Genomic DNA, 26,994 nt, shown 5'->3' with positions numbered 1-26,994 from the left:
TCAGCCCCGGGGGGCCGCGGCCCGCAGGGCGATCCGGTGCTCGCCCGCGTACACGTTCATGGAGGTGCCGCGTAGGAACCCGACCAGGGTCAGGCCGCTCTCCTCGGCCAGGTCGACGGCGAGCGAGGACGGCGCCGAGACCGCCGCCAGGACCGGGATGCCCGCCATCACGGCTTTCTGCGCCAGCTCGAAGGAGGCCCGCCCGGAGACCAGCAGCACCGTCCGGGCGAGCGGTAGCCCCCCACTCTGCAAGGCGCGGCCGACCAGCTTGTCGACCGCGTTGTGCCGTCCGACGTCCTCGCGGACGTCCAGCAGTTCGCCCTCGGGCGTGAACAGCGCCGCCGCGTGCAGCCCCCCGGTCCGGTCGAAGACCTGCTGGGCGGCGCGCAGCCGGTCCGGCAGCTCGGCCAGCAGGTCGGGTTCGAGCCGGACCGGCGCGCCGCCGCCCGCCGTGTCGTCGATCGGGAAACGGGCGGTCGTGCGCACCGCGTCCAGGCTGGCCTTGCCGCACAGGCCGCACGACGACGTGGTGTAGACGTTGCGTTCCAGGGTGATGTCGGGGAGCTGCACATCCGGGGCGGTCACCACGTCGACCACGTTGTAGGTGTTGCTTCCGTCCACGGTGGCACCCGCGCAGTACACGATGTTGCGCAGGTCGTCGGCCGAGGCGAGGACGCCCTCGCTCACCAGGAAGCCGGCGGCGAGCGCGAAGTCGTCGCCGGGGGTGCGCATGGTGATGGCGAGTGGCTTGCCGTTCAGCCGGATCTCCAGCGGCTCCTCGGCGACGAGGGTGTCCGGGCGCCGTACGATCCGGCCGTCCCGCACGCGGATCACGCGGCGTCGCTCGGTGACACGTCCCATGGTGTGATCAGTCCCGTCAGTCCCTGTTCTGTACGTGCTGGTAGCCGAAGCGACCCTTGATGCAGAGGTTGCCGTGGGTCACCGGGTTGTCGTGCGGAGAGGTGACCTTGACGATCTCATTGTCCTGCACGTGGAGCGTGAGGTTGCAGCCCACACCGCAGTACGCGCACACCGTGGTCGTTTCGGCCTGCCTGGACTCGTCCCAGGTACCCGCGGCGCGCATGTCGAACTCCGACTTGAAGCTGAGCGCCCCCGTCGGGCACACCTCGATGCAGTTGCCGCAGTACACGCACGCCGAATCCGTCAGGGGCGCGTCGTGCTCCACCGAGATCCGGGCGTCGAAGCCGCGTCCGGCGACCGAGATGGCGAAGCTGTTCTGCCACTGCTCACCGCAGGCGTCCACGCACTTGTAGCAGAGGATGCACTTGTCGTAGTCGCGCACGTACAGGTCGTTGTCGATCTTCGGTTGCTCGTTCAGGCGTGCCGCTTCGGGCCCGAAACGGTCCGGCTTCGCCTCGTACTCCTTGAGCCACTCCGCGACGCGCGGGGTCGTGGAGAGGTCGACGGAGGAGGCCAGCAGCTCCAGGACGATCTTGCGGCTGTGCCGGGCGCGCTCGGTGTCGGTGTGCACCGTCATGCCCGCCTCCGCGCGCCGCGAGCAGGCGGGCACGAGGGTGCGCGAACCCTCCACCTCGACCATGCACACCCGGCAGGCGTTCTTCGGGGTGAGGGTGTCGCCCTGGCACAGCGTCGGGATGTCCTTCCCGGCGGCCCGGCAGGCGTCCAGGATCGTCGCACCCTCCGGCACCCGGGCCGGCTCGTCGTCCAGGATGAACTCCAGCAGCCGGCGCGGCGGCGCCAGCGGCACGGGGGAGTGGCGCCCGGCGGCGGGCGCGGGGGCGGTGTTGTCGGTGCTCTGTGCGGTGGTCATGCGTAGGCTCCCAGACGGTCGATGGCTGACTCGACGGCGTTCCACGCGGTCTGGCCGAGACCGCAGATGGACGCGTCCCGCATGGCGCGGCCCACTTCGCGCAGCAACGCGATGTCATCGGCGGCCGCGTCCCCGGCACGTTCCAGGAGCCGGGTGAGCGCCTCCTCCTGCCGGACCGTGCCCACCCGGCACGGCACGCACTGCCCGCACGACTCGTCCCGGAAGAACTCCGCGATCCTGAGCAGGATCCGCGGCAGCGGCACCGAGTCGTCCAGCGCCAGCACCACCCCGGACCCCAGCGTGGTGCCCGCCTCGCGGGTGCCTTCGAAGGTGAGCGGGATGTCCAGCTCGTCGGGGCGCACGAAACCACCCGCGGCGCCCCCGAGCAGCACCGCGCGCAGGTTCTCGGGCGGGCCCGCCAGTTCGAGCAGCTCGCCGAGCGTGGCGCCGAACGGCAGCTCGTAGATCCCCGGGCGTGCCACCGAGCCCGACACGCAGAACAGCTTCGGACCCGTCGACTTGTCGGTGCCGATCGCCGCGTAGGCCTCGGCGCCCATGGTCAGGATGGGCAACACGTTGACCAGCGTCTCGACGTTGTTCGCCGCGGTCGGCTTGCCGAACAGGCCCTTCTCGACGGGGAACGGCGGCTTGGAGCGCGGCTCGCCGCGGTAGCCCTCGAGCGAGTTGAACAGCGCGGTCTCCTCGCCGCAGATGTAGGCGCCGGCGCCCCGGCGGATCTCGATGTCGAAGGAGAACCCCTGGCCGAGGATGTCGTCGCCCAGCAGGCCGCGGGCGCGGGCCCGCTCGATGGCGTGCGTCAGCCGGGCGAGCGCGCGCGGGTACTCGCCGCGCAGGTACAGGTAGCCCTTGTGGGCGCCGACCGCGTACCCCGCGATGGTCATGGACTCGATCAGGGCGTACGGATCGCCCTCCATGATCACCCGGTCCTTGAAGGTGCCGGGCTCGGACTCGTCGGCGTTGCATACCAGGTAGTGCGGGTGGTCGGGCTGCGCGGCGGTCGCCTGCCACTTGCGGCCGGTGGGGAAGGCCGCGCCGCCGCGTCCGACCAGGCCGGCGTCGGTGACCTCGCGGATCACTCCGGCCGCACCGATGGCGAAGGCCCGGCGCAGCGCGGTGTAGCCGCCGTTCGCGCGGTAGTCGTCCAGCGAGGTCGGATCCACCCGGCCGATCCTGCGCAGCAGCACCAGGGAGTCGTCGCCGGCCTGCGGTACCGCGAGGGCGGCGGGCGGCTCCTCGTCGGCGGAGTCCGGGGAGGTCGCGGCGAGGGTGGCGGACTCCACGGTGGCGGGCGCCGCGACCGCGGTGCGCACCGGGTCACCGGCGCGCACCGCGAGCGCCGCGGGCGCCCGTTCGCACAACCCCAGACAGGGGCTGCGCTGGACCTGCACCCCGCTACCGGCGACGAGCCGCTGCTCGAGCCCGGCGCACACCTCGGAAGCGCCGTGCGCCGAACACGCCAGATCGGTGCAGACGTGCAACACCGTCGCCGGGCGTGGCCGCAACGAGAACATCGCGTAGAAGGAGGCCACCCCGTACCCCTCCGCAGGCGGCACCGTCAGCCGCCGGCACAGGTAGTCCAGGGCGCCCTCGCTGATCCACCCGATGCGGTCGTTGATGGCGTGCAGCCCCGGCAACAGCAGGTCACGCCGCTCCCGTGCCGGACGCCCGCCGCGCGCCCAGCGCAGATCCGTCTCGGAGCGTTCGGCGCCCCAGGCGCCCTCGGCGCCCCAGCTGACAGGCGCCTCCCACGACGAACCGGGCGGGCCGAGTACCGCGTCGACGGCGGCCCGCTCCTCGTCGGTGGGCTTGCTGTCACCGAAGTGCAGATCCATGGTCGTGCCTCACCCGCCCCTACCTGATCGCCGCGATGGGCAGCTTGTCGATTCGGATGGCCGACGCCTTGAACTCCGCGGTGCCGGCGATGGGGCAGTTGGCCTCGATCGTCAGCTTGTTGGTGTCCACTTCGTCGGGGAAGTGCATGGTCATGAACGCGAGCCCGGGGCGCAGCCCGGGATCGACCCACACCGGCGCGCGCACCGAGCCGCGCCGCGAGGTGACCTGGACCTCCTCGTCCACCTCGACGCCGTAGCGCCGGGCGTCCTCCGGGCACAGCTCCACGTACTCGCCGCGCCGCAGCGGGGAGGCGAAGCCGCTGGACTGCACGCCCGTGTTGTACGAGTCGAGGCGCCGTCCCGTGGTCAGCCGGAGCGGGTACTCCTCGTCGGTCACGTCGACCGGCGGGTCGTGCTGCACCAGGCCGAACGGGGCGAGCCGACCGCGCCGCGCGGGATCGGCGTCCCAGAGCCGGCCGTGCAGGTACGGCGGTTCGAGGGCGTCGGTGTCCGGGCACGGCCACTGGATGCCCTGGTGCTCGTCGAGGCGGTCGTAGGTCATGCCGAAGTGCAGGGGGGAGACGGCCCTGAGCTCGTTCCAGACCGCTTCGGCGTCCGCGTACTTCCAGTCGTGGCCGAGCCGGCTCGCGACGTCGCAGATGATGTCGACGTCCTCGCGGGCCTCGCCCGGCGGGACCACCGCCTTGCGTACCCGCTGCACCCTGCGCTCGCTGTTGGTGGTGGTGCCGTCCGTCTCGGCCCAGCCGGCGGTGGCGGGCAGCACCACGTCGGCCAGCTGTGCCGTCTTCGTCATGAAGATGTCCTGCACCACCAGGAAGTCCAGGCCGGACAGCCGGCGCACGGCCTGCTCGCTGTCGGCCTCCGACTGCGCCGGGTTCTCCCCGATGCAGTAGACCGCCCGGATCGTGCCGTCCTCCATGCCCTCGAACATCTCGGTGAGGTTCAGCCCGTAGTGCGGCACGAGCGTGGTGCCCCAGGCCTGCTCGAAACGGTGCCGGATGTCGGCGTCGAGGATGTCCTGGAAGCCGGGCAGCCGGTTGGGGATGGCGCCCATGTCGCCGCCGCCCTGGACGTTGTTCTGCCCGCGCAGCGGCTGGAGCCCGGAGCCGTAGCGGCCGACGTGGCCGGTGAGCAGGGAGAGGTTGATCAGGGCCCGGACGTTGTCGGTGCCGTTGTGGTGCTCGGTGATGCCGAGGGTCCAGCACAACTGGGCGCGCTCGGCCCGGGCGTAGGCGTGCGCCAGGTCCCTGATCGCCTCGGCGGGCACCCCGGTGACCTTCTCGGCGAGCGACAGCGTCCAGGGCTCGACCAGCTTGGCGTACTCGTCGAAGCCGGTGGTGGCCCGCTCGATGAACGCCATGTTGGCGAGTCCCGCGTGGATGATCTCGCGGCCGATGGCGTGCGCCATCGCGATGTCGGTGCCCACGTTGAGCCCGAGCCAGCTCTCCGCCCACTGGGCCGTGGAGGTGCGGCGCGGGTCCACCGCGTACATCCGCGCGCCGTTGTGGATCCCCTTCAACACATGCTGGAAGAAGATCGGGTGCGCGAAACGGGCGTTGGAACCCCACATCACGATCAGATCGGTGTGCTCGACCTCCTCGTACGACGACGTGCCGCCGCCGGAGCCGAACGCCGCCGAGAGCCCCGCCACGCTCGGTGCGTGGCAGGTGCGGTTGCAGGAATCCACGTTGTGGGTGCCCATGACGACCCGGGCGAACTTCTGCGCCACGTAGTTCATCTCGTTGGTGGCGCGGGCGCACGCGAGCATCGCGAACGCGCCGCGGTGCGCCGCGAGGCCCTCGGCCGTCCGGGTGAGCGCCTCCTCCCAGGTGGCGCGCCGGAACGGCTCGTCACGGGAGTCACGCACCAATGGGTGGGTGAGCCGGGTGTAGGTCTTGGGGACGCGGTCGCGCCTCCCCTTGGTGGCCTGGCCCCGAGGGCCGTTGGTGCCGCTCATGCCGCGCTCCTCATGCGGTCTGCCAGCAGGTCCGAAATGGCGTGGACGGTGTGGAGCGTCGGCACCGGAACACCGGTGATCTCCGCAAGTTCCACGACGGCCGCGAGCAGCACGTCGAGTTCGAGCGGTTTGCCGCGCTCCAGGTCCTGGAGGGTGGACGTGCGGTGGTCGCCGACGCGTTCGGCGCCGGCCAGTCGCCGTTCCACGGAGATGCCGGGGCGGCAGCCGAGGGCCTCGGCCACCGCCAGTGTCTCGTTCATCATGGTCTCGATGACGCGTCTGGTGCCGCCGTGCAGGCACATCTGCCGCATCGTCGCCCGGGAGAGCGCGCTGATCGGGTTGAAGGAGATGTTGCCCAGCAGCTTGACCCAGATGTCGCCCCGCACGTCGGTCTCCACCGGGCACTTCAGCCCGCCGTCGCGCATGGCGGCACTGAACCGGTCGCAACGCGGCGACAGCGAGCGGTCCGGCTCGCCGATGGAGAAGCGGGTGCCTTCCAGGTGCTTCACGACGCCCGGCTCCATCAGTTCGGTGGCGGCGTACACCACGCAGCCGATGGCGCGCTCCGGGGCGAGTACGGCACTGACCGTGCCACCGGGGTCCACGCTCTCGATGCGTGTGCCGTCCCAGGAACCGCCGTGCCGGTGGAAGTACCACCAGGGGATGCCGTTCTGAGCGGCGATCACCGCGGTGGAGGAGTGCAACAGGGGCTCGATCAGCGGCCCGCACGCCGCGTACGAGGTGGCCTTCAGGCCCAGGAAGACGAAGTCGACCGGGCCGACCTCGGCCGGGTCGTCGGTGGCGTGGGCGCGCGCGGAGAAGTCACCGCGCGGGCTGAGCACCTGCACTCCGTGCTGCCTCATGGCCGCCAGATGCGGTCCACGGGCGATCAGGTGGACATCGGCGCCGGCGCGGTGCAGCGCGGCGCCGACATAGGCGCCGATTGCACCGGCGCCCAGAACTGCGACTTTCACGTGGGGCGCTCCGTTCGGTTGAGGGGCCTCAGCCGTTTGAGGGGGAGTGTGTCCCGACGAGCGGAAGAAGACGGTCCAGAGCCGTGCTCTGCCGGTCTCCGGCCAGTCTTCCATTGTGTCGACGAAATATTGTCTACAGTATGGACCTTGCGGCAGCAAGGGTTTGCGCAGCGGTCGCGGCGCCTCTTGACATAGTCATTGCATACCGTCGACGGCTCGGTGGATACCGTCGACGGATTTTCTGCGCGATGTCTTCCCAAGCCTTTGACCCGTTCCTATGGTTCCGGATCATGAGGCCCTCTTCCGCTTCTTCTGGTTCTCCTGGTTCATCCGGTTCTTCGGGATCTGCCGATGCGCTGCGCGGTGGCGGGCCCACGGCACCGCCCGGTTGGAGCCGCTGGCTGGTGCCGCCCGCTGCGCTGGCGGTCCATCTGTCCATCGGGCAGGCCTACGCCTGGAGCGTGTTCAAGCCCCCGTTGGAATCCGCGCTCGGGCTCAGCGGCACCGAGAGCGCCCTGCCGTTCCAGCTCGGCATCGTGATGCTGGGCCTGTCCGCCGCGTTCGGCGGCACGCTCGTGGAGCGCAAGGGGCCGCGCTGGGCGATGTCCGTCGCCCTGGTCGCGTTCTCGTCCGGCTTCCTGCTCGCCGCGCTCGGCGCCGCCACCCGCCAGTACTGGCTGATCGTGCTCGGTTACGGCGTCGTCGGCGGGATCGGCCTCGGCATCGGCTACATCTCCCCGGTCTCCACGCTGATCAAGTGGTTCCCCGACCGACCCGGCATGGCCACCGGGCTCGCCATCATGGGCTTCGGCGGTGGCGCGCTGATCGCCTCACCGTGGTCCCAGCAGATGCTGGACTCCTTCGGCACCGACTCCTCGGGCATCGCGCTGGCGTTCCTGGTGCACGGCCTCGTCTACGCCGTCTTCATGGCGCTCGGCGTCCTCCTGGTGCGGGTGCCTAGGGCTCGGGACGTCGGGGGTGCGACGGACCGGCCGGCGGGCGGGCCCGCCTCCGCCACCGGTGTGCAGGTCTCGGCGAACACGGCCCTGCGCACCCCGCAGTTCTGGTGCCTGTGGCTCGTGCTCTGCCTGAACGTGACCGCCGGGATCGGCATCCTGGAGAAGGCCGCCCCGATGATCACCGACTTCTTCGCCGACAGCAGCACCCCCGTGTCGGCGTCCGCGGCCGCCGGCTTCGTCGCGCTGCTCTCGGCGGCCAACATGGCCGGACGGTTCGGTTGGTCCACCATCTCCGACCTGATCGGGCGCAAGAACGTCTACCGCCTCTACCTGGGCGTGGGTGCCTTGATGTACCTGCTCATCGTGGAGTTCGGCGACTCCTCCAAGGCGCTGTTCGTGCTCTGCGCCGTGGTGATCATCTCCTTCTACGGCGGCGGCTTCGCCACGGTGCCCGCCTACCTGAAGGACCTCTTCGGCACCTACCAGGTGGGTGCGATCCACGGACGGCTGCTGACGGCCTGGTCCCTCGCCGGGGTGCTGGGCCCCTTCATCGTCAACTGGGTGGCCGACAGCCAGGAGCACGCGGGCAAGCACGGCTCGGGGCTCTACGGCGTGTCGTTCGCCATCATGATCGGGCTGTTGGTCGTCGGCTTCATCGCCAACGAACTGATCCGCCCGGTGCACGCCCGCCACCACGTCACCGCCGTGAGAAAGGCCGAATCCGATGTCGACTCCGTCAGTCCCACCTCCGCCGACCCCACCGGTGCCTGACGCCGGGGGCGCCGTGCCCGGGGCCGGGTCCGGGCGCCGCGCGTTGGTCGTCTTCTCCTGGCTGTGGGTGGGCCTGCCGCTCGCCTACGGGATCTACGAGTTGGTGCGCAAGGCGACCCAGCTGTTCACGGGCTGAGGGCCGGTCGCCGGGCCGTTTTCCGCACTTCTATCCTGATATGTAAGTCTCTCCGGCCGGTGGCGCGTGCGTGCGCCGCCGGCCGTTGGTGTGCATCGGCGGGTGTTGATGTGATAGGAGCCACTTCACGACATCGTCGGCTTCTCTACCCGGAGTGCTGTATGCGATCGGTAGACTGTAGACGATAGCCAATCCGCTGGCTTGTTCCTGGCCCAGAGGGGGAACTGATGTTGTCCACAGGTCTGCCGCCGGGGGCGGTGCCCAGGCTCGAGCGTCCTGGACCATTGCGTGAGCGGGTCTACGAAGCGCTGCTGGAGCTCATCACCACCCGCTCGCTCCAGCCTGGTCAACACCTGGTCGAAAGCGAACTGGCAGGACACCTCGGCGTGTCGCGGCAGCCCGTGCGCGAGGCGCTGCAACGGCTCAACACCGAGGGGTGGGTTGATCTGCGCCCCGCCCAGGGCGCGTTCGTCCATGAACCGACCGAGGACGAGGCGGACCAGCTGCTGACGGTCCGTACCCTCCTGGAGGCCGAGGCCGCCCGGCTGGCTGCCGTGCACACCGGCCCGGAGGGCGTCGAGGCCCTCGAAGAGCTCTGCACCCGTGGCGAGGAGGCCGTGGCGGAGGGCGACGTGGACCTCGTCGTGGCCACCAACGCCGCGTTTCACGCCAAAGTCATGGCGCTGGCCGGCAATCCGGTACTGGCCGAGCTGGCCGGGCAGGTCGATCGCCGTGTGCGCTGGTACTACACGCCCGTCGCCCGCCAGCGTGGCGAGCAGTCCTGGATCGAGCACCGCGAACTCATCGCGGCGATCGCCGCCGGCGACGAGGCGCGTGCGACGCAGGTCATGCGCACGCACACCGAGCACACGCGCACGACGTACCACCAGCGTGCGGCCGCCGGAATGGCCTGAAAACGGCTCCGGGGAGCCGGCCGGCCTGGCGCAGCGCGATCCGCAGCCCGGCGGCAAGACGTGCATGCACCTGCGAAAGATGCGCGTGGGAGGCGAAACACGGCCCTAGGCGTACCAAGACGCACGCCTGGGGTTGCTGTTCGGGCAGGCCCTACTCTTCCCCGGACGCGTCGGCGTCCGCGCGTACGCGGGAGGCGGTGCGCTCCAGGTGGGCGCGCATGGTCGCGGTCGCGCCGGCCACGTCACGGGCGGCGACCGCTTCCACGAACGCCCGGTGCTCGCGCGACCCCAGCTTCCCCATCTTGGGCTCCACGCTCTGCGCCTGGCGCAGACTCATCAGCAGGGGGCCGTGGAAGGACTCCACCAGCATGCGGATCGCCGCGTTGTGGGTGCTGGAGGCGACTTGGATGTGGAAGGCGGCGGACATCTCCATCGTGTACTCGCCGCGCTCCATCGCCTCGATGTGCTGGTCGCACAGGGCGAGCAGGGCCTCGATGTCCTCTTCGGTGGCGCGCTCCACGATCAGCGGCACGATGCCCAGCTCGAACACCAGCCGCGCCTCGGTGACCTCCGCCGCCGTCAGCGGAGACAGGGACAGCAGGGTCGCGAGACCCTCGCCCACCCGGCGGGAGTCGGGTGTGGTGACGAACGCGCCGCCACGCGCTCCCACCCGGATCTCCACCAGCCCGCTCGCTTCCAGGATGCGCAGCGCCTCGCGGACGGTGACACGGCTGACCCCGAAGTGGACGCAGAGGTCGCGCTCGCTGGGCAGCCGGTCGCCCGGCTTGAGCCGCTCCTCTTTGAGCAGCATCCGGATCTGCTCCACGATCACTTGGGAGACACGGCTTGAGGAGACGGTCTTGAACAGGTCGTCCGGCACGGCGTTCCCAGCGGGGGGCGCGGTGTCGCCGGGCTGAGCGGCCTGAGATTGGCTCCTGGAGCGGGGTGGCATGCGTTCAGTCTCCCATGGGCGCCTGGTGGTTGACCTTGGATCTGGAAACGGTTTAAGGTCATACCAAATTACCAACTTGCTCCTAGCGTAGCCGATGGTTGCGGCGCGGCGCGTGCCGGCACCTTGAGGTCCGTGTGGCACGCGAGGGGCCGGGTGTTGCGCTCTCGCCCCGAGCGGTCTGCCGGGCGCTGGCAAGTGGAGGCGGTCTGCTGCCTCCTGGCGGCTGAATGCCCTGATTGGTGCACTTTCTTCCTGTTTACTCTCCGTTCTTCCTGGTTTCTCTTCGCTGTCCGCGTGCCCGCCGTCGCCTCTGGGGCTGCCCGGCGTCCGCCTGCCTCTCCGTGTCCCCGCGACTCCCTATGGTAGAATGGTATGACAGTTAGTCGCACAAGGGAGGGCGCCCGATGGTCGGTGACGAACGGCCGGTGCCCGAGGCCGCGGCGGGTGGCACGCTGATCGTGGGCGCCAGCCAGGCCGGTCTTCAGCTGGCCGTGTCACTCAGGCAGTTGGGCGACAGCTCACCCATCACCCTGGTGGGCGAGGAGCCGTACGCCCCCTACCAGCGCCCGCCCCTGTCGAAGGAGTACCTCTCCGGTGCGAGCGATCTGACCTCCGTCGACTTCCGCGCGCCCGGCTTCTACGAGGAGTCCGGCATCGATCTGGTCGTCGGCGAGCGTGTCACCGGCGTCACGCTGTCCGGCAACGGCAACGGCAGCATGGCCGGGGCCGGTTCGGGTGTCGCCCTCACCGCGTCGGGGCGCAGGCTGCCGTTCGCACGTCTCGCCCTCACCGTGGGTGCCGCCCCCCGGCGTCTCGCCGTTCCCGGTGCCGAGCTGGCCGGCGTCTGCCTGCTGCGTGACCGCGACGACGCCGTCCGGTTGCGGGCCCGGCTGCACGACGCCGCCCGGGTGGTCGTGGTCGGCGGCGGATTCATCGGTCTGGAGGCGGCCGCGGCGGCACGTGGCCTCGGCAAGGAGGTCACCGTCGTCGAGAGCGCGGCCCGGTTGATGGGTCGCGCGGTGGCGGAGGTGCTGTCCGCGTTCTACCTCGCGGCGCACCGTCGCAGGGGCACCCGGGTGTTGCTCTCCACCACCGTCACCGCGTTCACCGGCGACCGCGACGGCCGGGTCACCGGCGTTCGCCTGGACGACGGCACCCTGCTCCCCGCCGACCTGGTCGTGGTGGGCGTCGGCGCCGCGCCCCGCACCGAACTCGCCCGAGCGCTCGGGCTCGTCTGCGAGGACGGCATCGTCGTCGACGTCGACGCCCGTACCAGCAACCCGGCGATCTGTGCCGCCGGCGACTGCACCACCCAACCGCATCCGATGACGGGCGAGGGGCGGGTGCGCCTGGAGTCCGTGCAGAACGCGGTCGCGCAGGCCCACACCGCCGCGGCCACCCTGCTCGGCGCGCCCCGACAGGCGCGGCCGGTGCCGTGGTTCTGGTCGCACCAGGGCGATCTGAAGCTCCAGATCGCCGGACTGGCCATCGGCCACGACGACCACGTGGTGCGCGGCGATCCGGACAGCGAGCGGTTCTGCGTCCTGTACTACCGCGGTGGCACGCTGCTGGCCGCCGACGCGGTCAACAGCCCGGCCGACTACATGGCGGTACGCACCGCACTGACCCGAGGTGTGGCGGTGCCACGCGAGGCCGCCGCCGATCCGGGGGTTCCGTTGAAGTCGGTCCTCACCGCGCGGCCCGACGCCGTACTGCCCACCTGAGCGGCCCGCCGTGGGGCCGCCCCGGGCGGGGAGCGCTCACCTGCCCTGAGCGGTGAGCCGTGCGTCGAGCCGGGGGTAGACGCGCCGGGCGTTGTGCTCGTAGACCTGCTGCCGTTGCTCATCGGTGAGAGCGGCGCGGTCGACGTACCGCTTGGTGTCGTCCCAGTCGATCCCGGTGGCGGGGTCGGCGCCGCGTACCGCGCCCAGCATCTCGGAGGCGAACAGCACACGCTCCGGGGCGATCACGCCGAGCAGCAGGTCGATGCCCGGCTGGTGGTAGACGCAGGTGTCGAAGGAGACGTTCGCCAGCAGGCCGGCCGGGTCCGGGCGGTCCATGCGGACCGCGAGGCCACGGTAGCGGCCCCAGTGGTAGGGCACCGCGCCGCCACCGTGCGGCACGACGAGGCGGAGCCGGGGGAAGCGGGTGAACAGGTCGCCCTGCACCAGCTGCATGAACACCGAGGTGTCGGCGTTCAGGTAGTGCGCACCGAGGGTGTGGGCGGCCGGGGCGCACGACGTGGAGACATGGATCATCGCCGGGACGTCCAGCTCCGTCATCGCCTCGTACAGCGGGAACCAGTAAGGGTCGGTGAGCGGTGGGGAGGTCCAGTGGCCGCCGGCCGGGTCGGGGTTGAGGTTGCAGCCCACGAACCCGAGGTCCTGCACGCAGCGCCGTAGCTCGGCGACGGAGGAGTCCAGCGTCCCGCCCGGGGTCTGCGGAAGCTGGCAGACCCCGGCGAAGTGCCGCGGGAACAGTTCCACCACGCGGTGCACGAGGTCGTTGCTCGCGCGCGCCCAGGCGTCGGCGGTCGGCTGGTCCGGCACGTGGTGGGCCATGCCGGACGCCTTCGGCGAGAACAGCGTCAGGTCGATGCCGCGCTGCCGCATCACCTGGAGCTGGTGCTGTTCGACGCTGTCGCGTATCGCGTCGTCGGACGGGGCGGCGGGGCTGGGGACCGGGAGTGCGGGATCGTCCAGGCGGGCCAACTGGGCGTCGCGGAAGGCCTGGTGGGAGGGCGGTGCCGTGGTGTAGTGACCATGGCAGTCGATGATCATTGCTGCCTCTCGTGGAGGGGGTGGGCGTGCTGCTGCCGTGGCCGTGCCGGCGCACCGTCGGAAGCGGTGTCGGTCCGGTCCACGTAGGTGAGGCCCTTTGCCGCGAGGCGCTCGCGCATGCCGCCGACGTCCAGGCTGAGTTCGCCGCGCCGGTAACGGGCGCGGGAGGAGGCCTCCTTCGCCTCGCGGGCCTCGCACGCCACCAGCACGTCGGGGGCCGACCCGCGCGGAACCACCACCACCCCGTCGTCGTCGGCGACGATCACATCACCCGGCTCCACCCGCTGCCCCGCGCACACCAGTGGCAGGTTCACATCACCCAGAGTTTCCTTGACCGTACCGTACGCACAGATGTGCCGGGCCCACACCGGGAACCCCATCGCCTGCAATTCGGCCACGTCACGGCAGCCCGCGTCGATGACGGTGCCGCGCACACCGCGGGTGGCGACGGCGGTGGCGAGCAGCTCGCCGAAGTAGCCGGCCTCGGACGGTGAGGTGGGGGCGATGACGAGCACATCGCCGTCGCGGCACTGCTCGACCGCGACATGGATCATCCAGTTGTCGCCGGGCGGCACGCTCACCGTGACCGCGGTGCCGGAGATGTGCGCGCCGGGGTAGACGGGGCGCAGCCGGGGGGCCAGCAGCCCGGTGCGGGACTGCGCCTCGTGCACGGTGGCGACGCCGTACCCCGCGAGCGCGTCCACCGTCGCCCGGTCGGCGCGGGCCGGATGGCGCACCACCATGCTCATGCCGTCCCCGCCCAGGGCAGCAGGGACACGTGCACCGCGCCGGCGCCACCGCCCGCGTCCAGCTCGCCGGCGACGGTCCTGATCGCGCGATCGGTTTCCGCGAGGCCGAAGGTGTGGGTGGCCAGCCGCTCCAGCGGGAAGCGGCCCGACGCCAGCTGTTCCAGGGCCAGTTCGCAGGAGCGGTAACTGTGCCCGCGTGCACTCTTGAGGCTGATGGCCTTCTCCGTGAGCTTCTTCAACGGGAAGTCGGGGAACGCGGCCAGCTCGCCCTGCACCACCATGGTGCCCTCGCGCCGCTTGAGCGCGTCGATGCCGAGCAGCACGGGGGCGGTGCCCGCGCCGGCGGTGCAGTCCAGCACCACGTCGACGCCCCTGCCGCCGGTCAGTTCACGCACCCGGGTGAGCGGGTCCTCCTGGGAGACGTCGATGACGTGGTCGGCGCCCAACTGCTTGGCGAGTTCCAGGCGGGCGGCGTCCCTGGTGGTGCCGGTGACGACGACCAGGGCGGCGCCGGCCTGCTTGCAGGCCACCACCTGGGACAGGCCCTGCTGGCCCGGGCCCTGGATGAGAACGGTGCCGGCATAGCCCACGCCCGCGGTGACCAGGGCCCACTCGATGCCGTTGGACAACGGTGTGACCAGTCCCGCCAGTTCGGGCGAGACACCGTCCGGCACCCGGTGGGTCACCGCGTTCCACGGCACGTAGAGGTATTGGGCGAAGCCGCCCCACAGGTGGTACGGCTTCTCGGCCGAGGTGTAGCCGTAGCGGCGCGCGTCGGGGTTGGTGCGCCAGTCGGTCGCCTCGCAGTGGCGGTACTCGCCCTGGTGGCACCAGGCGCAGCGGAAGCAGCCCACGTAGTGCTCGACGAAGACCCGGTCGCCCTCGGCGAGGCCCTTGCGTGCGGTGAAGGTGCGGCCGGCGCGGGCGATCACGCCGACGTTCTCATGCCCCATGATCACCGGATCGGGGAAGGGTGGCTTGCCGTACATCTTGACGTCCGTGCCGCAGATCCCCGCCACTTCGACCTTCAACAACGCCCCGTCGTCGGGGATGTCGGGCATCGGGAACTCTCGCAACTCGGTGGTGCCGGGCGCCGTACGCACCGCAGCGAGCACCTGCTCGGCCATGGCGATCTCCTCACCCTCGGGTGGTTCCGACCGGACCTTATCCCATGGCCTTATGGACTGACCATGGTACCTTTAGACCATCCCCCCTTCTTCCTCCATCCCCTTTGGCCTCCCGCAGGTCCGTGCCGCCAGCCACCCACGCACGAGAGCCGAGCAGACGCATGGCTGTACCGAAGTTCACAACCGTGACCCGAACCCAGGGCAACAACGCGGCCCTGAAGACCGGGGAGGTGACCCCGCGCGGCTTCCGTTTCGCCTTCGAAGAGGTGCCGGTGCTGGTCAGAGCCTTCCGGCGGATGGTTCGCGATCTGGAGTTCGACATCAGCGAGATGGCGCTGACCACCTATCTGGTGGCGAAGGAGCATGGCGTCCGGTTCACCGCGGTGCCGGTCTTCCTGGTGCGCGGCTTCCACCACGGCGCGATCCTGTACGACCCCGACTCCGGTCTGCGCGGGCCGAAGGACCTGGAGGGCCGCAAGGTCGGCGTCAACCGCGGATACACCGTCACCACCGGCGTGTGGGCGCGCACCGTGCTCCAGGAGGAGCACGGCGTCGACCTGGACCGGGTGACCTGGGTGCTGTCCGGGGACGAGCACGTGGCGCCCTACCGGCCGCCGGTGAACGTGGAGCCGATGTGGGGCGAGCGCAGCCTCGGTGAGCGGCTCGCGGACGGCGAACTGGCCGCGACCGTCGGCGCACCCGCCGAGGACCCCCGGATGGCGCCGCTCATTCCGGACGCCGCCCAGGCCGGCTTCCGGGCGTTGCGCGACCGCGGCCACTACCCGATCAACCATCTCGTGGTGATACGCGACGACCTGCTCGCCGACCGACCCGAGATGGCCGCCGAGGTGTTCGACGCGTTCGCCCGTGCCAAGCGCGACTACGTGGAGCGGCTGCGCGGGGGCGGGATCGAGCAGCCCAGCGCCACGGACCGCACCCACCAGAAGGTCATGGAGATCACCGGAGCCGATCCGCTGCCGTACGGCATCGAGCCCAACCGCGTGGTTCTGGAGTCCCTCATCAAGCACGCCGTGGACCAGCACATCCTCGACCGTGCCCCCGCCCTCGACGAGCTGTTCGCCGAGAGCACCCTCGATCTCGTCGGCTGACCGGCGCCCCAGCCCCAGGAGGACAGTTGCGCATCGCCATCGCAGCGGACCACAACGGCCTGGCGTTGAAGACCAGGCTCATCACCCGGCTGACCGAGGCCGGGCACACCGTCGACGACCGAGGTGCCCGGGGTGACGACGTCACCGAGGTGGTGGACTACCCACCGCTCTGCGCGGACGTGTGCGGACGGGTGCTCGACGGTTCGGCGGAGCGCGGCATCGTGCTCGGCGGCAGCGGACTCGGCGAGACCATCGTCTGCAACAGGTTCACCGGCATCAGGGCCGGGCTCTGCCACGACCTGTGGAGCACCGGGATCTCCCGCGGCAACAACGACTCCAACGTCCTGGTGCTCGCCGCGAAGGTACTGGCGGCCGAGGCCGCGGAAGAGATCGTGACGGCCTGGCTGACCACCCCGTTCAAGGGCGGGGTGCACCGCCGCAGGCTCGACCAGATCGAGGCGCTCGAGCGGGGGCTGCGGTCCGGGTGAGAGCGGCGCCGGTGTGGAGACCTCGCGCACCGGCGTTCACCCCGCCACGCCGTCGAGGAACCGGAGCACCCGGGCGGGCGCGCTGGCCGCGGTCTGCTCCTCCACCGGCACGTCCCAGTATTCCGCCAGCGGCAGGCACTCCTGGAGGTACCGTGCCGCGGACGGGGCGTGCGAATCGTCCTGGCCGGGCACGATGAGGGCCGGCACGTCGAGCGTGAGCAGGTCCTCCGGCTCCGGTCCCGGCACGGTGTCCCGGTCGAAGAGCAACCGCGCCATGCCGTCCACCAGGGTGACGTAGCGTTCGGTGCGCAGGCCCGCGTACCGCTGGGCGAACGCGTCGTCGGCGCGCAGCACGCGCACCCAGGGGCCCACCCGCGGATCGGCGGTGAACCCGTCGTCGGTGCCCCGCGCCAGCTCCACCACCCCCTCCAGTCCGTGCTCCGCCACGTACGCGAGGTGCGTCCGAAAGCGTGCGTGCTGCTTCATGCGGTACCGCACACCGCCCGCAGGGGAGTACAGCACCATGCTCAGCACCCGTCCGGGATGTCCGACGGCGAGCTGGACCGCGGTGGAACACCCCACGCAGCCGCCCATCACATGCGCACGCTCGATCCCCAGGTGATCCAGCAACCCCGCACCCTGCCGCGCGTAGTCGCCCCAGGAGACCCGCTCCACACGCCCACCCGAACGACCCGACTCACGCCGATCGAACGTGATGCACGTGTACCGCGACGCAAGCCGCTCCAACAACCCGAGCCGCCGGTAGATCCCCGTCTCCCGCCACCCCTCCAACCGCGAGTCGAACCCCCCGGGCGAGAACATCAACAACGGCGCTCCCGTCCCCACCACTTCGTAGCGGGTCGCGATGCCATCGAGCCGGGCCATGGGCATGAACGGTGTCCTCTCTCTTGCTCGTCACCAGGAACAGGGCCCCCGAGACGCGATACCCCCGGGCCGGGGCGAAGCCCCGCTCAGGGGGCGCGGGGAACCGCGCGCCAAGCCACGGCGAGACGATCAGCCAGCCACCGTCCTGAGAGGGCACCTCGATCCGCATCGGGCCACCGGCCCGCTGTTCCGGCCGGGGCGAAGCCCCGCTCAGGGGGCGCGGGGAACTGCGCGCCAAGCCACGGCGAGACGATCAGCTAGCCACCGTCCTGAGAGGGCACCTCGATCCGCATCGGGCCACCGGCCCGCTGTTCCGGCCGGGGCGAAGCCCCGCTCAGGGGGCGCGGGGAACTGCGCGCCAAGCCACGGCGAGACGATCAGTCAGCCACCGTCGTGAGGGGGCACCTCGATCCGCATCGGGCCACCGGCCCGCTGTTCCGGCCGGGGCGAAGCCCCGCTCAGGGGGCGCGGGGAACTGCGCGCCAAGCCACGGCGAGACGATCAGCTAGCCACCGTCCTGAGGGGGTACCCCCACCCCCTGCGCACCCCCGCGAAGCTGCCGCCCGCCCCGCACATCCGCCGCATACGCACCGATCGCCTCGAGCGCGACCCGCGCCACGTCCGCATACGTCCCGACCGGCCGGTCCCCCACCGGCCGGTCGACCGTGGTGGCCGGATACCCGATCGCCGCATGCGCCATCCGCATCCGCCCGTCGAGCCACGGGCCGCCCCCGAAGCCGCCGAGCACCGGCACCGACACCGCGGCGGCGACGGCGGCACCGACCACCGGCCCGGAGTTGGTGAAGTTCAGCAGTGCGGCGCCCGCTTCTTCGAGCCGCCTGGCCTCGGCGACCAGGTCGTCCAGCATCTCCTCGGGCACCTGGTCGGCCGCCGACGGTACGGCGTGGTACTCGACGCCGTACCGCAACGCCGTCTGCGGGGTGATGCCGAACTGCGCGAACACCGGAATCCCGGCGCGCGTGACCGCCTCCACCGCCGCCGGGAAGTCGGCGGCGCCGTCCAGCTTGACCAGGTCGACACCGGCCTCCTTCACGCACCGGATCGCCGCCCGCACCGCGGCGTCGGTGCCCTCCTGGAGCGGGCCGAACGGGAAGTCGACGCTGACGAGCGCGCGTTGCACGCCGCGACGCACCGCGCGTGCGACGATCAGCATCTCCTCCAGGGTGATCTCGAACGGGTTGGCGTGGCCCCAGAGGTTGACCCCGACCGTGTCGCCCACCGACACGAGGTCGACGCCCGCGCGGTCCACGATGCGGGCCATCTGGTAGTCCCAGGCCACCACGCCGACGATCTTCCGGCCCTGGTCCTTCATCCGCCCGAGCGAGCGGATCGTGATCCTTTCGGTCATGCTGTCCTTCTTCAGGGGTGGTTGGGGGTCACGTGCGACCTCAGACGCGTAGTGCCGTCAGCAACTCGAACGCATCGCTCTCGTCGGCGGTCAGCAACAGCACCCGGGCGTACGGCCGCAACGCGGCGACCGCGTCGTCGGCCTCGAAGCCGTCTCCGAGGACGATCCCGGCGGTGGTGCTGCCGTTCCGCCCGCAGTGCCGCCCGATCTGCGCCGCGGCGTCCCGGCCGTGGTCGTCGGTGGCGAGCACGACGACCACGTCGGCGCCGTCGAGCGCCTCGGCGAGGGGCACCGGCAGACCGTCGAAGGTGGCCAGCCGTGCCCCGCCCCCGGCGCCCGGAGTGCGGTTCACGTAGAAGCGCGCGGCGGCCCAGCGGGCGGCGGCGAGACGGTGCGCGACACCTTCGGCGCGCTCGTCCAGGGCGATCACCCGGGCCGCCCGTGCGGGCCGGATGGGCACCTGGATGCGGTACGACGACTCGTGTGCCGAACTGGCGCGGACGCAGGCGCCGGGGTCCGTCGGGGCGTTGGTGCGGGTGTTGAGCGGCATGGCGCGCCCCGTCAGACGCTGGACTGGCGGACGCCGGGCGTGACCTTGACCGCGTCGCGGCAGGAGTCCAGGAACGACTCCGCCTGCGGCAGCACCACGGCGGCGGACCGCACCCGGTGGTGCGCCGGGTCCACACCGGGCGGTGTGATGCCCTCGTCCCGCAGGGCGACCGCGGCCTTCCGCAACTTCTGGCGGGCCTTGATGATGCCGCTGTCGGCGGGCACCAGACGCTCCTTCGTGCGGTCCACGATGGGACCCATGCTCTCCTGGAGGGAGGCGTCCTGCATGGCGATGCCGGCGACACCCGAGTACGTCTCGCCGCGCCGCTGGGCCTCGCGGTCGATCAGGTAGTCGTTGTCCATGTTCGCCGCCGGCCGGTAGGTGCCGGGGATGTTCTTGCTGTGCACCCCGAACCCGTCGACCATGGCCTGCCGTTCGGTCGCGGTGAGCGGGCGCACCGGGTGGTAGTCGAACGAGTAGGCCCAGCAGTTCTCGTCGTCGATGGGCACCCAGAAGTGGCCGTGGATGGGATGGTCGCCGCGCGGCGGCACCATGGTGAAGTTGGGCATCACCCAGGGCGTGATCCGCCAGTAGTACGTCCCGTCCTCCGCGTTGCGCCGGGCGCCCACGAAGAGGCCGCCTTCGCTGTCGGCGACCTCGAAGAACGGCTTGGTGTCCTTCATGTTGTACTCGTTGCCCTTGGCGCCCCTGAACAGCGGATCGCTCCTGAGGCCACCGGAGTGCAGGAACGTGACGTGGCTGGAGTCGATGCCGCCTTCGAACGCCTGGAGCCAGTTGCACTGCTGCCACCGCTTGGAGGAGTACGTCTGCTCGGGTGGCACCTGCGCGAACTCGAACTCCGGCAGGGGCGGCCGGGTGGCCGCGTCGCCCATGTGGGTCCACAGCACGTCGCCGATCTTCACCAGCGGATAGGACGTCAGCTGCACGTTCTCGCAGAAGCTGCTGTTGCCCGCCTCGGAGGGCACCTCCACGCACTGGCCCGTGACGTCGTACTTCCAGCCGTGGTAGGGGCAGCGCAGACCGGCTTCCTCGTTGCGGCCGAACCAGAGCGAGGCGCCGCGGTGCGCGCAGAACTCGTCGATGAGGCCGTAGCGGCCCTCGCTGTCGCGGAAGGCGACCATCCGCTCGGAGAGCAGCTTGACCCGCACCGGCGGGGAGTCGTTCTCGGGCAGTTCCTCGGCCAGCAGGGCGGGGATCCAGTACTGCCGGAAGAGCTCTCCCATCGGCGTTCCCGGACCGGTCTGCGTGAGTAGCTCGTTGATGTCCTGTCGAAGCACAGCCGTTTCCCTTTCGGATGCCGACCTGCCGCCGGGCGACGAGGGGTGCGTGGCCCGGAGCGGCGCGGGGTGTGCGGTGTGGGGGTCTGCCGGGTGTGGGGGCGTGGGGGTGCGGGGCGGTGGGGGCGGGGAGTGTGGGGCCCGGTGCGGGCCGCGGTGCGACGGTCAGGGCTGCTCGGGGGGAATGTCGACGGTCAGGCCGGCCAGTTCGTCGGTGACGACGATCTGGCAGGACAGCCGGCTGGTGTCCCGGCGCTCGGAGACACCCATGTCGAGCAGGTCCTCCTCCATCTCGCCGGGCGGCCCGACGAGCGGCGCGAACTCCTCGCGGACCCAGACGTGGCAGGTGGCGCAGGAGCAGTTGCCCCCGCATTCGGCCACGATGCCGGGCACGCCGTGCCTGACCGCGGCCGACATGACCGTGTCGCCCGGGGCGGCGTCAATGGTGTGTTCGGAACCGGCGCTGCCGACGTAGATCACCTTGGGCAAGGTCTTCCTCCCTCTCAAGGTGCGGCTGCGATCTGGCGAGGTGGCTTGGTCCGACCATTAGACCAGATCGCTTTCGGTGGAACAAGAAACGATGTGTCGTGGCTGGTCGTCCGGGTTCCGGTGTCCTGGTGGGGCGCCTCGGCCGGCGTTGACATGGAAAAAATCTCGGACTTATGGTTCTACCAATCCGCCACGGTTCCAGCGACCCATCCGCCGGCCCCATCCGCAACGGCGTGACGGACCACGGCGTGCGGGATCGATCGGGCCCCAGGACCCGCTGGAACCCCCGAAGTTGCCCACCGAGGCCGTTCACCTCCCGCCCCGTCGCCCCCGCGGCCGGGTGTGGAGCCGCCCGGCACGTTTCCCCGGCAGGGCACGCCGATCAGGAAGGCCGTGGTATGGCCAAGGACGCGATCGTCGATGACACATTCGCGGCAAGGTTCGCCACCGAAAAGGACTCCCCCTACACGCGCTGGGTCGCTTCCGAAGGGCTCGACATCATCTCCGCGCACTACGTGCGGGACCTGCGCACCGTCGAGCTGAAGCGGTGGGAACGGCGCGGCGGCAGCGGCGTGTTCATCAACCATGAGGCCACCCGCACGTCGAACGACTGCTACGTCTGCGAGATACCGCCCGGTGGCGCGCTCGCCCCGCAGCGGCAGCTGTTCGAGGAGATGGTGCTGGTGCTCGACGGGCACGGCGCCACCCGGGTGTGGAACGACGCCGGTGCCGAGGTCTCCTTCGAGTGGGGTCCCGGATCGATCTTCGCCATCCCGCTCAACGCCCACCACCAGCACTTCAACGGCTCCGGGCGGCAGCCTGCGCGCTATGTCTCGTCCACCAACCTGCCGCCGGTCCTCAACCTCTACGACGACGTCGACTTCGTCTTCCACACCGCACGCGACTTCCCCGACCGCTTCAACGGCGAGCCCGACTACTTCTCCCCGAAGGGTGAGCAGAAGGGCCTGCTGCTCGACACCAACTTCGTGGCCGACGCGATCAACCTGCCGCTCATCGAGGCCAAGGAACGCGGCGCAGGCGGCGGGCACATCCGCTTCGCGATGGCCAAGGGGTCGATGAACAGCCACATCTCGCAGTTCCCCACCGCCACGTACAAGAAGGGCCACCGGCACGGCCCCGGCGCCCACGTGATCATCCTGTCCGGCGAGGGCTACAGCCTGATGTGGCCCGAGGGCGAGGAGCCGCGCCGCTACGAGTGGGGTCCAGGTTCGCTGATCGTGCCCCCGAACATGTGGTTCCACCAGCACTTCAACACCGGTAGCGAGCCGAGCCGTTACCTCGCCTTCAAGCACGAGGCGGTCTCCATGCGCAACGCCCAGGGCGTTCCCAAGGCCTGGATCAGCATGCGGATCGGCGGCGACCAGATCGACTACGCGGACGAGTCGTCGCTGGTCCGCGAGACCTTCCGCGAGGCGCTCGCGAAGCATGGGATGGAGCCGCGGATGGACGAGGCGTATGCGGCAGAGCTTGCTGCTCTGCCGCCCAAGCCGGTTGGTCGGTGATCGGCCGATCCTTCGCCACGGCCGGTTGTCCGGTCGCGAACCGGTGCCTGTTCGGGACGGGGGCGATCCGTCCGTATCGTCGTGGCTTGTCGCGCAGTTCCCCGCGCCCCTCTAGTCGGGGCGCAGCCCCGACCTAAGGGGCGCGGGGAACTGCGCGAGCAACCCACCACCGGCCCGGAGATCCGTATGCGGCCGGAACCAGCCCTCCCGGGCGGTGACGGCCGCAGGTCGTCAACCCTCGAGAGGGCAGCGCATGGACAACCACCCGCACAACCACGGTCACGGCGACGCCGCCGCAGGCACCCCGCTGGAGGAGAACCCCATCTGGCAGCAGGACAACGTCATGCTGCGCAGCGTCGGCATGGACATCGGCTCCTCCGGCACCCAGGTGGTGTTCTCCCGGCTGCATCTGCGGCGCATCGGTGAGGAGCTGACCAGCAGGTATCTGGTGGTGCGCCGGGACACCGACTACCGGTCCCCGGTCGTCCTCACCCCGTACGCGAGCGCCGAGCACATCGACGCGACCGCGCTGGGCGCCATCATCGACCGGGCCTACCAGGCGGCGGGTGCCGCGCCCGGCGACATCGACACCGGGGTCGTCATCCTCACCGGTGAGGCGCTGCGGCGGCGCAACGCCGAGGTGATCGCCGGGGTGCTCGCCGAGCGCGGCGGCGATCTGGTCACGGCGACCGCCGGGCACCACATGGAGGCGATGCTCGCCGCGTACGGCTCCGGCGCGGCGAAGGCGTCGTACGACCAGGGCCTGCGCATCCTCAACATCGACATCGGCGGCGGCACCACCAAACTCGCGGTCCTCGAGGCGGGGCAGGTGGTGGCGACCGCGGCCGTGCACATCGGCGGGCGGCTCCAGGTCGTCGACGAGGCGGGGCGCATCACGCGGCTCGAACCGGCCGGCCGGGCGCACGCCGTGCGCGCTGGCCATGACTGGCACCTCGGTTCCGTCGCACGCCCCGAGGAGATCGAGAAGGTGGCCGACGGAATGGCGGACGCGCTGGTGGCCGCGCTGGGCGGGGCGCCGCCGCCGGAGGTGGCCGAGCTGTTCCTGACCGCGCCGCTGGGGGAGTTGGGCCCGATCGACGGGGTGATGTTCTCCGGCGGGGTCGCCGAGTACGTCTACGGCCGCGAGCAGGCCTCGTTCGGCGACTTCGGGCGGCCGCTGGGGCGTGCGGTGCGCCGCCGGGTGGAGTCGGGCGCGCTGCCGTACCCGCTGCTGCCCGCGGGCGAGTGCATCCGGGCCACCGCGCTCGGGGCCTCCGAGTACAGCGTCCAACTCAGCGGCAACACCGGCTTCATCTCCGACCCGGACGCCCTGCTGCCGCGCCGCAACCTCCAGGTGGTGCGTCCGCTGCTCGACCTCGGTGAGCGGGTGGACGCGGTACGGGTGACGGCTGCGGTACGGCGACGGCTCGCCGACCTCGACGTCCTGGACGTGGCGGACGCCGAGTTGGTGCTCGCGGTGCCCTGGAGCGGTCTGCCCAGCCACGCCAGGCTGCTGCCCTTCGCCCGCGGTCTGCGTGACGCGCTCGCCGACCGGGTGGCGCACGGTCGGCCGGTGTACGTGGTGCTCGACGGCGACGTGGCGATGACGCTGGGCCGGCTGCTCCGCGACGAACTCGGGGTCACCGGGCCCCTGCTGGTGGTGGACGGCCTGCGCCTGCACGACTTCGACTACGTCGACATCGGCCGGGTCCGGCACCCCTCGGGCACCGTCCCGGTCACGATCAAGTCGCTGGTCTTCGCCGAGGTCCCGCCCGACGGGCCCGTCCGCGAGAACGGTGGGGAAGCCCCGGAACCGGCGCAAAAGCAACGGTAACAATGAGGTAACGTCGACGTCCCATGGTTAGACCATAAGACCGAAGCTGGTGTTGTATGCAGTCACCGAAGCGTTCTGCTCGGCACCCGTCTCGACCCACCAACCCACCGCACGAACATCCCGACCGCCACCCGGTCACCCCCTTGCTGCCTGCGCCAACGCCCGCCGACGAGGGCCGCGACCGGCTTCGCCCAGGAGTGCGCGATGCGTCATGGTTCGCTTGCCGCCGGTCTCGTGGTCACCGGACTGATCCTCGCGGGGTGCGGAAACGCCCCCACCACACAGACCACGGGCAACGCCGCCGCTTCCGATCTCTACGCCGACTACGCCTCGCTGACCGGAAAGCAGCGCACCGACCGTCTGCTCACCGACGCCAAGAAGGACGGCTCGGTACTCGACCTGTACACCTCGAACACCGACATCCAGGACCTCGTGGACGGCTTCGAAAAGGTCTACCCCGCCATCAAGGTCAACGCCTTCCGGGCCAACTCGGAGACCGTTCTGCAACGGGTCACCCAGGAGAACCAGGCGAACAAGCCCCAGAACGACGTGGTGGACACCAACGACCTCGAACTGCGCGAGATGGACAAGGCGCACCTGCTCAGCCCCTACGAGGGCCCCTCCAAGGACGGCCTCAGGGCCGCGGCGAAGGGCCTGGGCGGATGGACGGCGGAGCGCTTCAACGCCTTCGTGGTCGGCTGGAACACCTCCCTCGTCCCCAAGAGCCGGCAGCCCAGGGACTTCACCGAACTCGCCGACCCCCGGTGGAAGGGGAAGGTCTCGTTGGAAGTCGGTGACTGGGACTGGTACGGGGCGATGCACACCTATCTCACGCAGGAGCGCGGGATGAGCGAATCCGCCACCGACGACCTGTTCAAGAAGATCGTGGCCAACGCCAAGGTGACCAAGGGCCACACGGTCCAGGGCGAACTCCTCAGCGCCGGCCAGTTCGGCGCCGCCGCGTCCGTCTACAGCCACACCATCGACAAGGCGGCCAGGAAGGGCGCACCCGTGGCCTGGCGGCCCGCGGCCGACCCGGTGATCCTGCGGCCCAACGGCGTCGCCCTGATGTCCAGCGCCCGCCACCCGGCGGCCGCCCTGCTCTGGGTCGACTGGGTGCTCGGCGCCGGTCAGAAGGACGTGGCCAAGTCCGAGCGGATCCCGGCGGCCAAGCACGTGCCCGGCGTGGCGAACCCCATTCCGGCAGGCGCCAAGACCTACAGCCTGCCGAAGACCGCCGAGGTCGACGACACCAAGTGGAGCGACGACTACGACGCCCTGTTGAGGGGTGTCCCCTCGGCCGGCTGAACCCACCACCTCGCACCCCCCGGTAGGAGCAACCCCCGTCATGAGGACCACCCGTAACCTGACCTTTCCGCTGTGCGGCCTGCTGGCCGTGACGCTCGTCGCGGGGTGCGGCGGTGCGCCGGGCCAGCGGGCCGGCAGCGCCCGGACCGACAAGGTCTACGACCAGCTCAAGGGGCTGCCGAAGAGCAAGCAGCTGGCCAAGGCGGAGGAGCTGGCGAAGAAGGAGGGCTCGCTCTCCGTCTACACCTCCATGACCGCCGACATCGCCACCCCGGTGGCCAAGGCGTTCGAGAAGAAGTACGGCATCAAGGTCGACGTCTTCCGCGGCAACTCGGAGACGGTCCTCCAGCGCACCCTCCAGGAGGAGCAGGCGGGCCGGCCCGGCGCCGACGCGGTGGAGACCAACTTCCTGGAGATGACGGTCCTCGCGGACAAGGGCAACCTGGCCGACTACACCGGTCCCGGCCTTGACAAGGTGGCCAAGGCCGGCAGGTTCGACCACTGGACGGCCAGTCGCTTCAACATCTTCCAACCCGCCTGGAACACCGACCTGATCAAACCCGGGCAGGAACCGCACAGCTGGGAGGACCTGGCGCTGCCCAGGTACAAGGGCAAGATCACCCTGGAGCTCAGCGACAGCGACTGGTACGAGAACGTCACCAAGTACTGGCTCGACCACGGCAAGTCCCAGGACCAGGTCGACAAGTTGTGGAAGGCGATCGCGGCCAACAGCAAGGTCGCCAAGGGCCACACCACGATGATGCAGTTCCTCGGTGCGGGACAGAGCCCGCTGGAGGCGATGAACTACACATACATCACCGATCGCGCGGCCCGCGGCGGCGCCCCCGTGGCCCATCTGCCGAAGAGCGGCCACTCCTCCGTACCCGCCTTCGCCCGCCCCAACGGCATCGGCCTGATCAAGGACGCCAAGCACCCCGCGGCCGCCTGGCTGTTCTACGCCTGGCTGCTCGGTGACGGCCAGAAGGAGCTGGTCGACCTCGGTCTGAGCCCGTCCACGAAGGTGCCCGGCGACAAGAGCCTCGACGGCATCAAGCTGACCCAGTTCGACGTCGAGGGCCTCTCTCGCAACGACACCGAGTGGGACAAGAAGTACGACGCGCTGCTGCGCGGCGTCGACCAGGTCAAGGGGTGATCA

24 protein-coding genes are annotated in these 26,994 nt (G+C 70.7%); 10 read left to right on the top strand and 14 right to left on the bottom strand.

Annotated elements, in window-relative coordinates:
- The 5 genes from fdhD to NQO67_RS16205 are packed head-to-tail and all read right to left on the bottom strand — an operon-like array spanning nucleotide 1 to nucleotide 6,597.
- Nucleotides 1-861: a formate dehydrogenase accessory sulfurtransferase FdhD gene (gene fdhD / locus NQO67_RS16225; protein WP_255950687.1), complete on the bottom strand. Its 861-nt coding sequence runs from the start codon at nucleotides 859-861 to the stop codon at nucleotides 1-3.
- 16 nt (nucleotides 862-877) lie between these two features.
- Nucleotides 878-1,792 carry a 2Fe-2S iron-sulfur cluster-binding protein gene (locus tag NQO67_RS16220; RefSeq protein WP_255950686.1) on the bottom strand — a complete coding sequence of 305 codons (915 nt, stop codon included), beginning with the start codon at nucleotides 1,790-1,792 and terminating at the stop codon, nucleotides 878-880.
- Entirely contained in the window at nucleotides 1,789-3,645 is a 1,857-nt protein-coding gene (locus tag NQO67_RS16215; RefSeq protein ID WP_255950685.1) for an NADH-ubiquinone oxidoreductase-F iron-sulfur binding region domain-containing protein, read from the bottom strand. The genes NQO67_RS16220 and NQO67_RS16215 overlap by 4 nt, the downstream gene beginning before the upstream one ends.
- 19 nt (nucleotides 3,646-3,664) lie before the next feature.
- On the bottom strand, nucleotides 3,665-5,623 hold the full coding sequence (locus NQO67_RS16210) for a molybdopterin oxidoreductase family protein (RefSeq protein WP_255950684.1): 1,959 nt from the start codon (nucleotides 5,621-5,623) through the stop codon (nucleotides 3,665-3,667).
- The gene (locus NQO67_RS16205) at nucleotides 5,620-6,597 is read right to left on the bottom strand and encodes a 2-dehydropantoate 2-reductase (protein ID WP_255950683.1); all 978 of its coding nucleotides are present in this window, start codon (nucleotides 6,595-6,597) and stop codon (nucleotides 5,620-5,622) included. Before NQO67_RS16205 ends, NQO67_RS16210 begins: the two co-directional genes overlap by 4 nt.
- A 356-nt stretch (nucleotides 6,598-6,953) precedes the next feature.
- On the opposite strand from NQO67_RS16205, the gene NQO67_RS16200 reads away from it, so the two are divergent.
- The 3 genes from NQO67_RS16200 (at nucleotide 6,954) to NQO67_RS16190 (ending at nucleotide 9,377) form a co-directional block, all read left to right on the top strand.
- Nucleotides 6,954-8,327: an OFA family MFS transporter gene (locus NQO67_RS16200; protein ID WP_255950725.1), complete on the top strand. Its 1,374-nt coding sequence runs from the start codon at nucleotides 6,954-6,956 to the stop codon at nucleotides 8,325-8,327.
- Complete coding sequence (locus NQO67_RS16195; protein WP_255950731.1) at nucleotides 8,320-8,463, top strand: MFS transporter small subunit; 144 nt, start codon at nucleotides 8,320-8,322, stop codon at nucleotides 8,461-8,463. The genes NQO67_RS16200 and NQO67_RS16195 overlap by 8 nt, the downstream gene beginning before the upstream one ends.
- Before the next feature lie 227 nt (nucleotides 8,464-8,690).
- Complete coding sequence (locus tag NQO67_RS16190) at nucleotides 8,691-9,377, top strand: GntR family transcriptional regulator (protein ID WP_255950682.1); 687 nt, start codon at nucleotides 8,691-8,693, stop codon at nucleotides 9,375-9,377.
- 151 nt (nucleotides 9,378-9,528) lie between these two features.
- Here NQO67_RS16190 and NQO67_RS16185 read toward each other — a convergent pair whose 3' ends face one another.
- Entirely contained in the window at nucleotides 9,529-10,329 is an 801-nt protein-coding gene (locus NQO67_RS16185; RefSeq protein WP_255950681.1) for a FadR/GntR family transcriptional regulator, read from the bottom strand.
- A 404-nt stretch (nucleotides 10,330-10,733) separates the two neighbouring features.
- On the opposite strand from NQO67_RS16185, the gene NQO67_RS16180 reads away from it, so the two are divergent.
- Nucleotides 10,734-12,053, top strand: a complete 1,320-nt coding sequence (locus tag NQO67_RS16180; protein WP_255950680.1) for an NAD(P)/FAD-dependent oxidoreductase — start codon at nucleotides 10,734-10,736, stop codon at nucleotides 12,051-12,053.
- 36 nt (nucleotides 12,054-12,089) lie between these two features.
- On the opposite strand, the gene NQO67_RS16175 is transcribed toward NQO67_RS16180, so the two are convergent.
- From NQO67_RS16175 to NQO67_RS16165, 3 genes are read right to left on the bottom strand one after another with little or no spacing between them, the layout of a single operon-like run.
- Nucleotides 12,090-13,109, bottom strand: coding sequence for an amidohydrolase family protein (locus NQO67_RS16175; RefSeq protein ID WP_255950679.1), 1,020 nt, complete (start codon nucleotides 13,107-13,109; stop codon nucleotides 12,090-12,092).
- Nucleotides 13,106-13,858, bottom strand: a complete 753-nt coding sequence (locus tag NQO67_RS16170) for a 4-carboxy-4-hydroxy-2-oxoadipate aldolase/oxaloacetate decarboxylase (RefSeq protein WP_255950678.1) — start codon at nucleotides 13,856-13,858, stop codon at nucleotides 13,106-13,108. Before NQO67_RS16170 ends, NQO67_RS16175 begins: the two co-directional genes overlap by 4 nt.
- The gene (locus tag NQO67_RS16165) at nucleotides 13,855-14,985 is read right to left on the bottom strand and encodes a zinc-dependent alcohol dehydrogenase (RefSeq protein ID WP_255950677.1); all 1,131 of its coding nucleotides are present in this window, start codon (nucleotides 14,983-14,985) and stop codon (nucleotides 13,855-13,857) included. Before NQO67_RS16165 ends, NQO67_RS16170 begins: the two co-directional genes overlap by 4 nt.
- A 185-nt stretch (nucleotides 14,986-15,170) precedes the next feature.
- On the opposite strand from NQO67_RS16165, the gene NQO67_RS16160 reads away from it, so the two are divergent.
- A complete protein-coding gene (locus NQO67_RS16160; RefSeq protein ID WP_255950676.1) occupies nucleotides 15,171-16,094 on the top strand; it encodes a substrate-binding domain-containing protein in 924 nt (307 codons plus the stop codon).
- A gap of 26 nt (nucleotides 16,095-16,120) precedes the next feature.
- On the top strand, nucleotides 16,121-16,582 hold the full coding sequence (locus tag NQO67_RS16155) for an RpiB/LacA/LacB family sugar-phosphate isomerase (protein ID WP_255950675.1): 462 nt from the start codon (nucleotides 16,121-16,123) through the stop codon (nucleotides 16,580-16,582).
- A 36-nt stretch (nucleotides 16,583-16,618) separates the two neighbouring features.
- On the opposite strand, the gene NQO67_RS16150 is transcribed toward NQO67_RS16155, so the two are convergent.
- The 5 genes from NQO67_RS16150 to NQO67_RS16130 form a co-directional block, all read right to left on the bottom strand.
- Complete coding sequence (locus NQO67_RS16150; protein WP_255950674.1) at nucleotides 16,619-17,467, bottom strand: alpha/beta fold hydrolase; 849 nt, start codon at nucleotides 17,465-17,467, stop codon at nucleotides 16,619-16,621.
- A 505-nt stretch (nucleotides 17,468-17,972) separates the two neighbouring features.
- A complete protein-coding gene (locus NQO67_RS16145; protein ID WP_255950673.1) occupies nucleotides 17,973-18,836 on the bottom strand; it encodes a 3-methyl-2-oxobutanoate hydroxymethyltransferase in 864 nt (287 codons plus the stop codon).
- 40 nt (nucleotides 18,837-18,876) lie between these two features.
- Nucleotides 18,877-19,386: a 3-methyl-2-oxobutanoate hydroxymethyltransferase gene (locus tag NQO67_RS16140; RefSeq protein ID WP_255950672.1), complete on the bottom strand. Its 510-nt coding sequence runs from the start codon at nucleotides 19,384-19,386 to the stop codon at nucleotides 18,877-18,879.
- A gap of 11 nt (nucleotides 19,387-19,397) precedes the next feature.
- A complete protein-coding gene (locus tag NQO67_RS16135) occupies nucleotides 19,398-20,684 on the bottom strand; it encodes an aromatic ring-hydroxylating dioxygenase subunit alpha (RefSeq protein ID WP_255950671.1) in 1,287 nt (428 codons plus the stop codon).
- Between the two features lie 165 nt (nucleotides 20,685-20,849).
- A complete protein-coding gene (locus NQO67_RS16130; protein ID WP_255950724.1) occupies nucleotides 20,850-21,164 on the bottom strand; it encodes a 2Fe-2S iron-sulfur cluster-binding protein in 315 nt (104 codons plus the stop codon).
- A 407-nt stretch (nucleotides 21,165-21,571) separates the two neighbouring features.
- On the opposite strand from NQO67_RS16130, the gene NQO67_RS16125 reads away from it, so the two are divergent.
- From NQO67_RS16125 to NQO67_RS16110, 4 genes are all read left to right on the top strand, one after another.
- The gene (locus tag NQO67_RS16125; RefSeq protein ID WP_255950670.1) at nucleotides 21,572-22,696 is read left to right on the top strand and encodes a cupin domain-containing protein; all 1,125 of its coding nucleotides are present in this window, start codon (nucleotides 21,572-21,574) and stop codon (nucleotides 22,694-22,696) included.
- A gap of 253 nt (nucleotides 22,697-22,949) precedes the next feature.
- Nucleotides 22,950-24,530 (top strand): ethanolamine ammonia-lyase reactivating factor EutA, encoded by a 1,581-nt coding sequence (locus NQO67_RS16120; protein WP_255950669.1) that lies wholly within the window; start codon nucleotides 22,950-22,952, stop codon nucleotides 24,528-24,530.
- A 204-nt stretch (nucleotides 24,531-24,734) separates the two neighbouring features.
- Complete coding sequence (locus NQO67_RS16115; protein ID WP_255950668.1) at nucleotides 24,735-25,838, top strand: ABC transporter substrate-binding protein; 1,104 nt, start codon at nucleotides 24,735-24,737, stop codon at nucleotides 25,836-25,838.
- A 40-nt stretch (nucleotides 25,839-25,878) separates the two neighbouring features.
- The gene (locus NQO67_RS16110) at nucleotides 25,879-26,991 is read left to right on the top strand and encodes an ABC transporter substrate-binding protein (protein ID WP_255950667.1); all 1,113 of its coding nucleotides are present in this window, start codon (nucleotides 25,879-25,881) and stop codon (nucleotides 26,989-26,991) included.
- The last annotated feature ends 3 nt before the right edge of the window (nucleotides 26,992-26,994 follow it).

It is taken from the genome of Streptomyces odontomachi, assembly GCF_024435355.1.
Classification (GTDB): domain Bacteria; phylum Actinomycetota; class Actinomycetes; order Streptomycetales; family Streptomycetaceae; genus Streptomyces; species Streptomyces odontomachi.
This window is presented reverse-complemented; position numbering and strand designations above follow the sequence as displayed.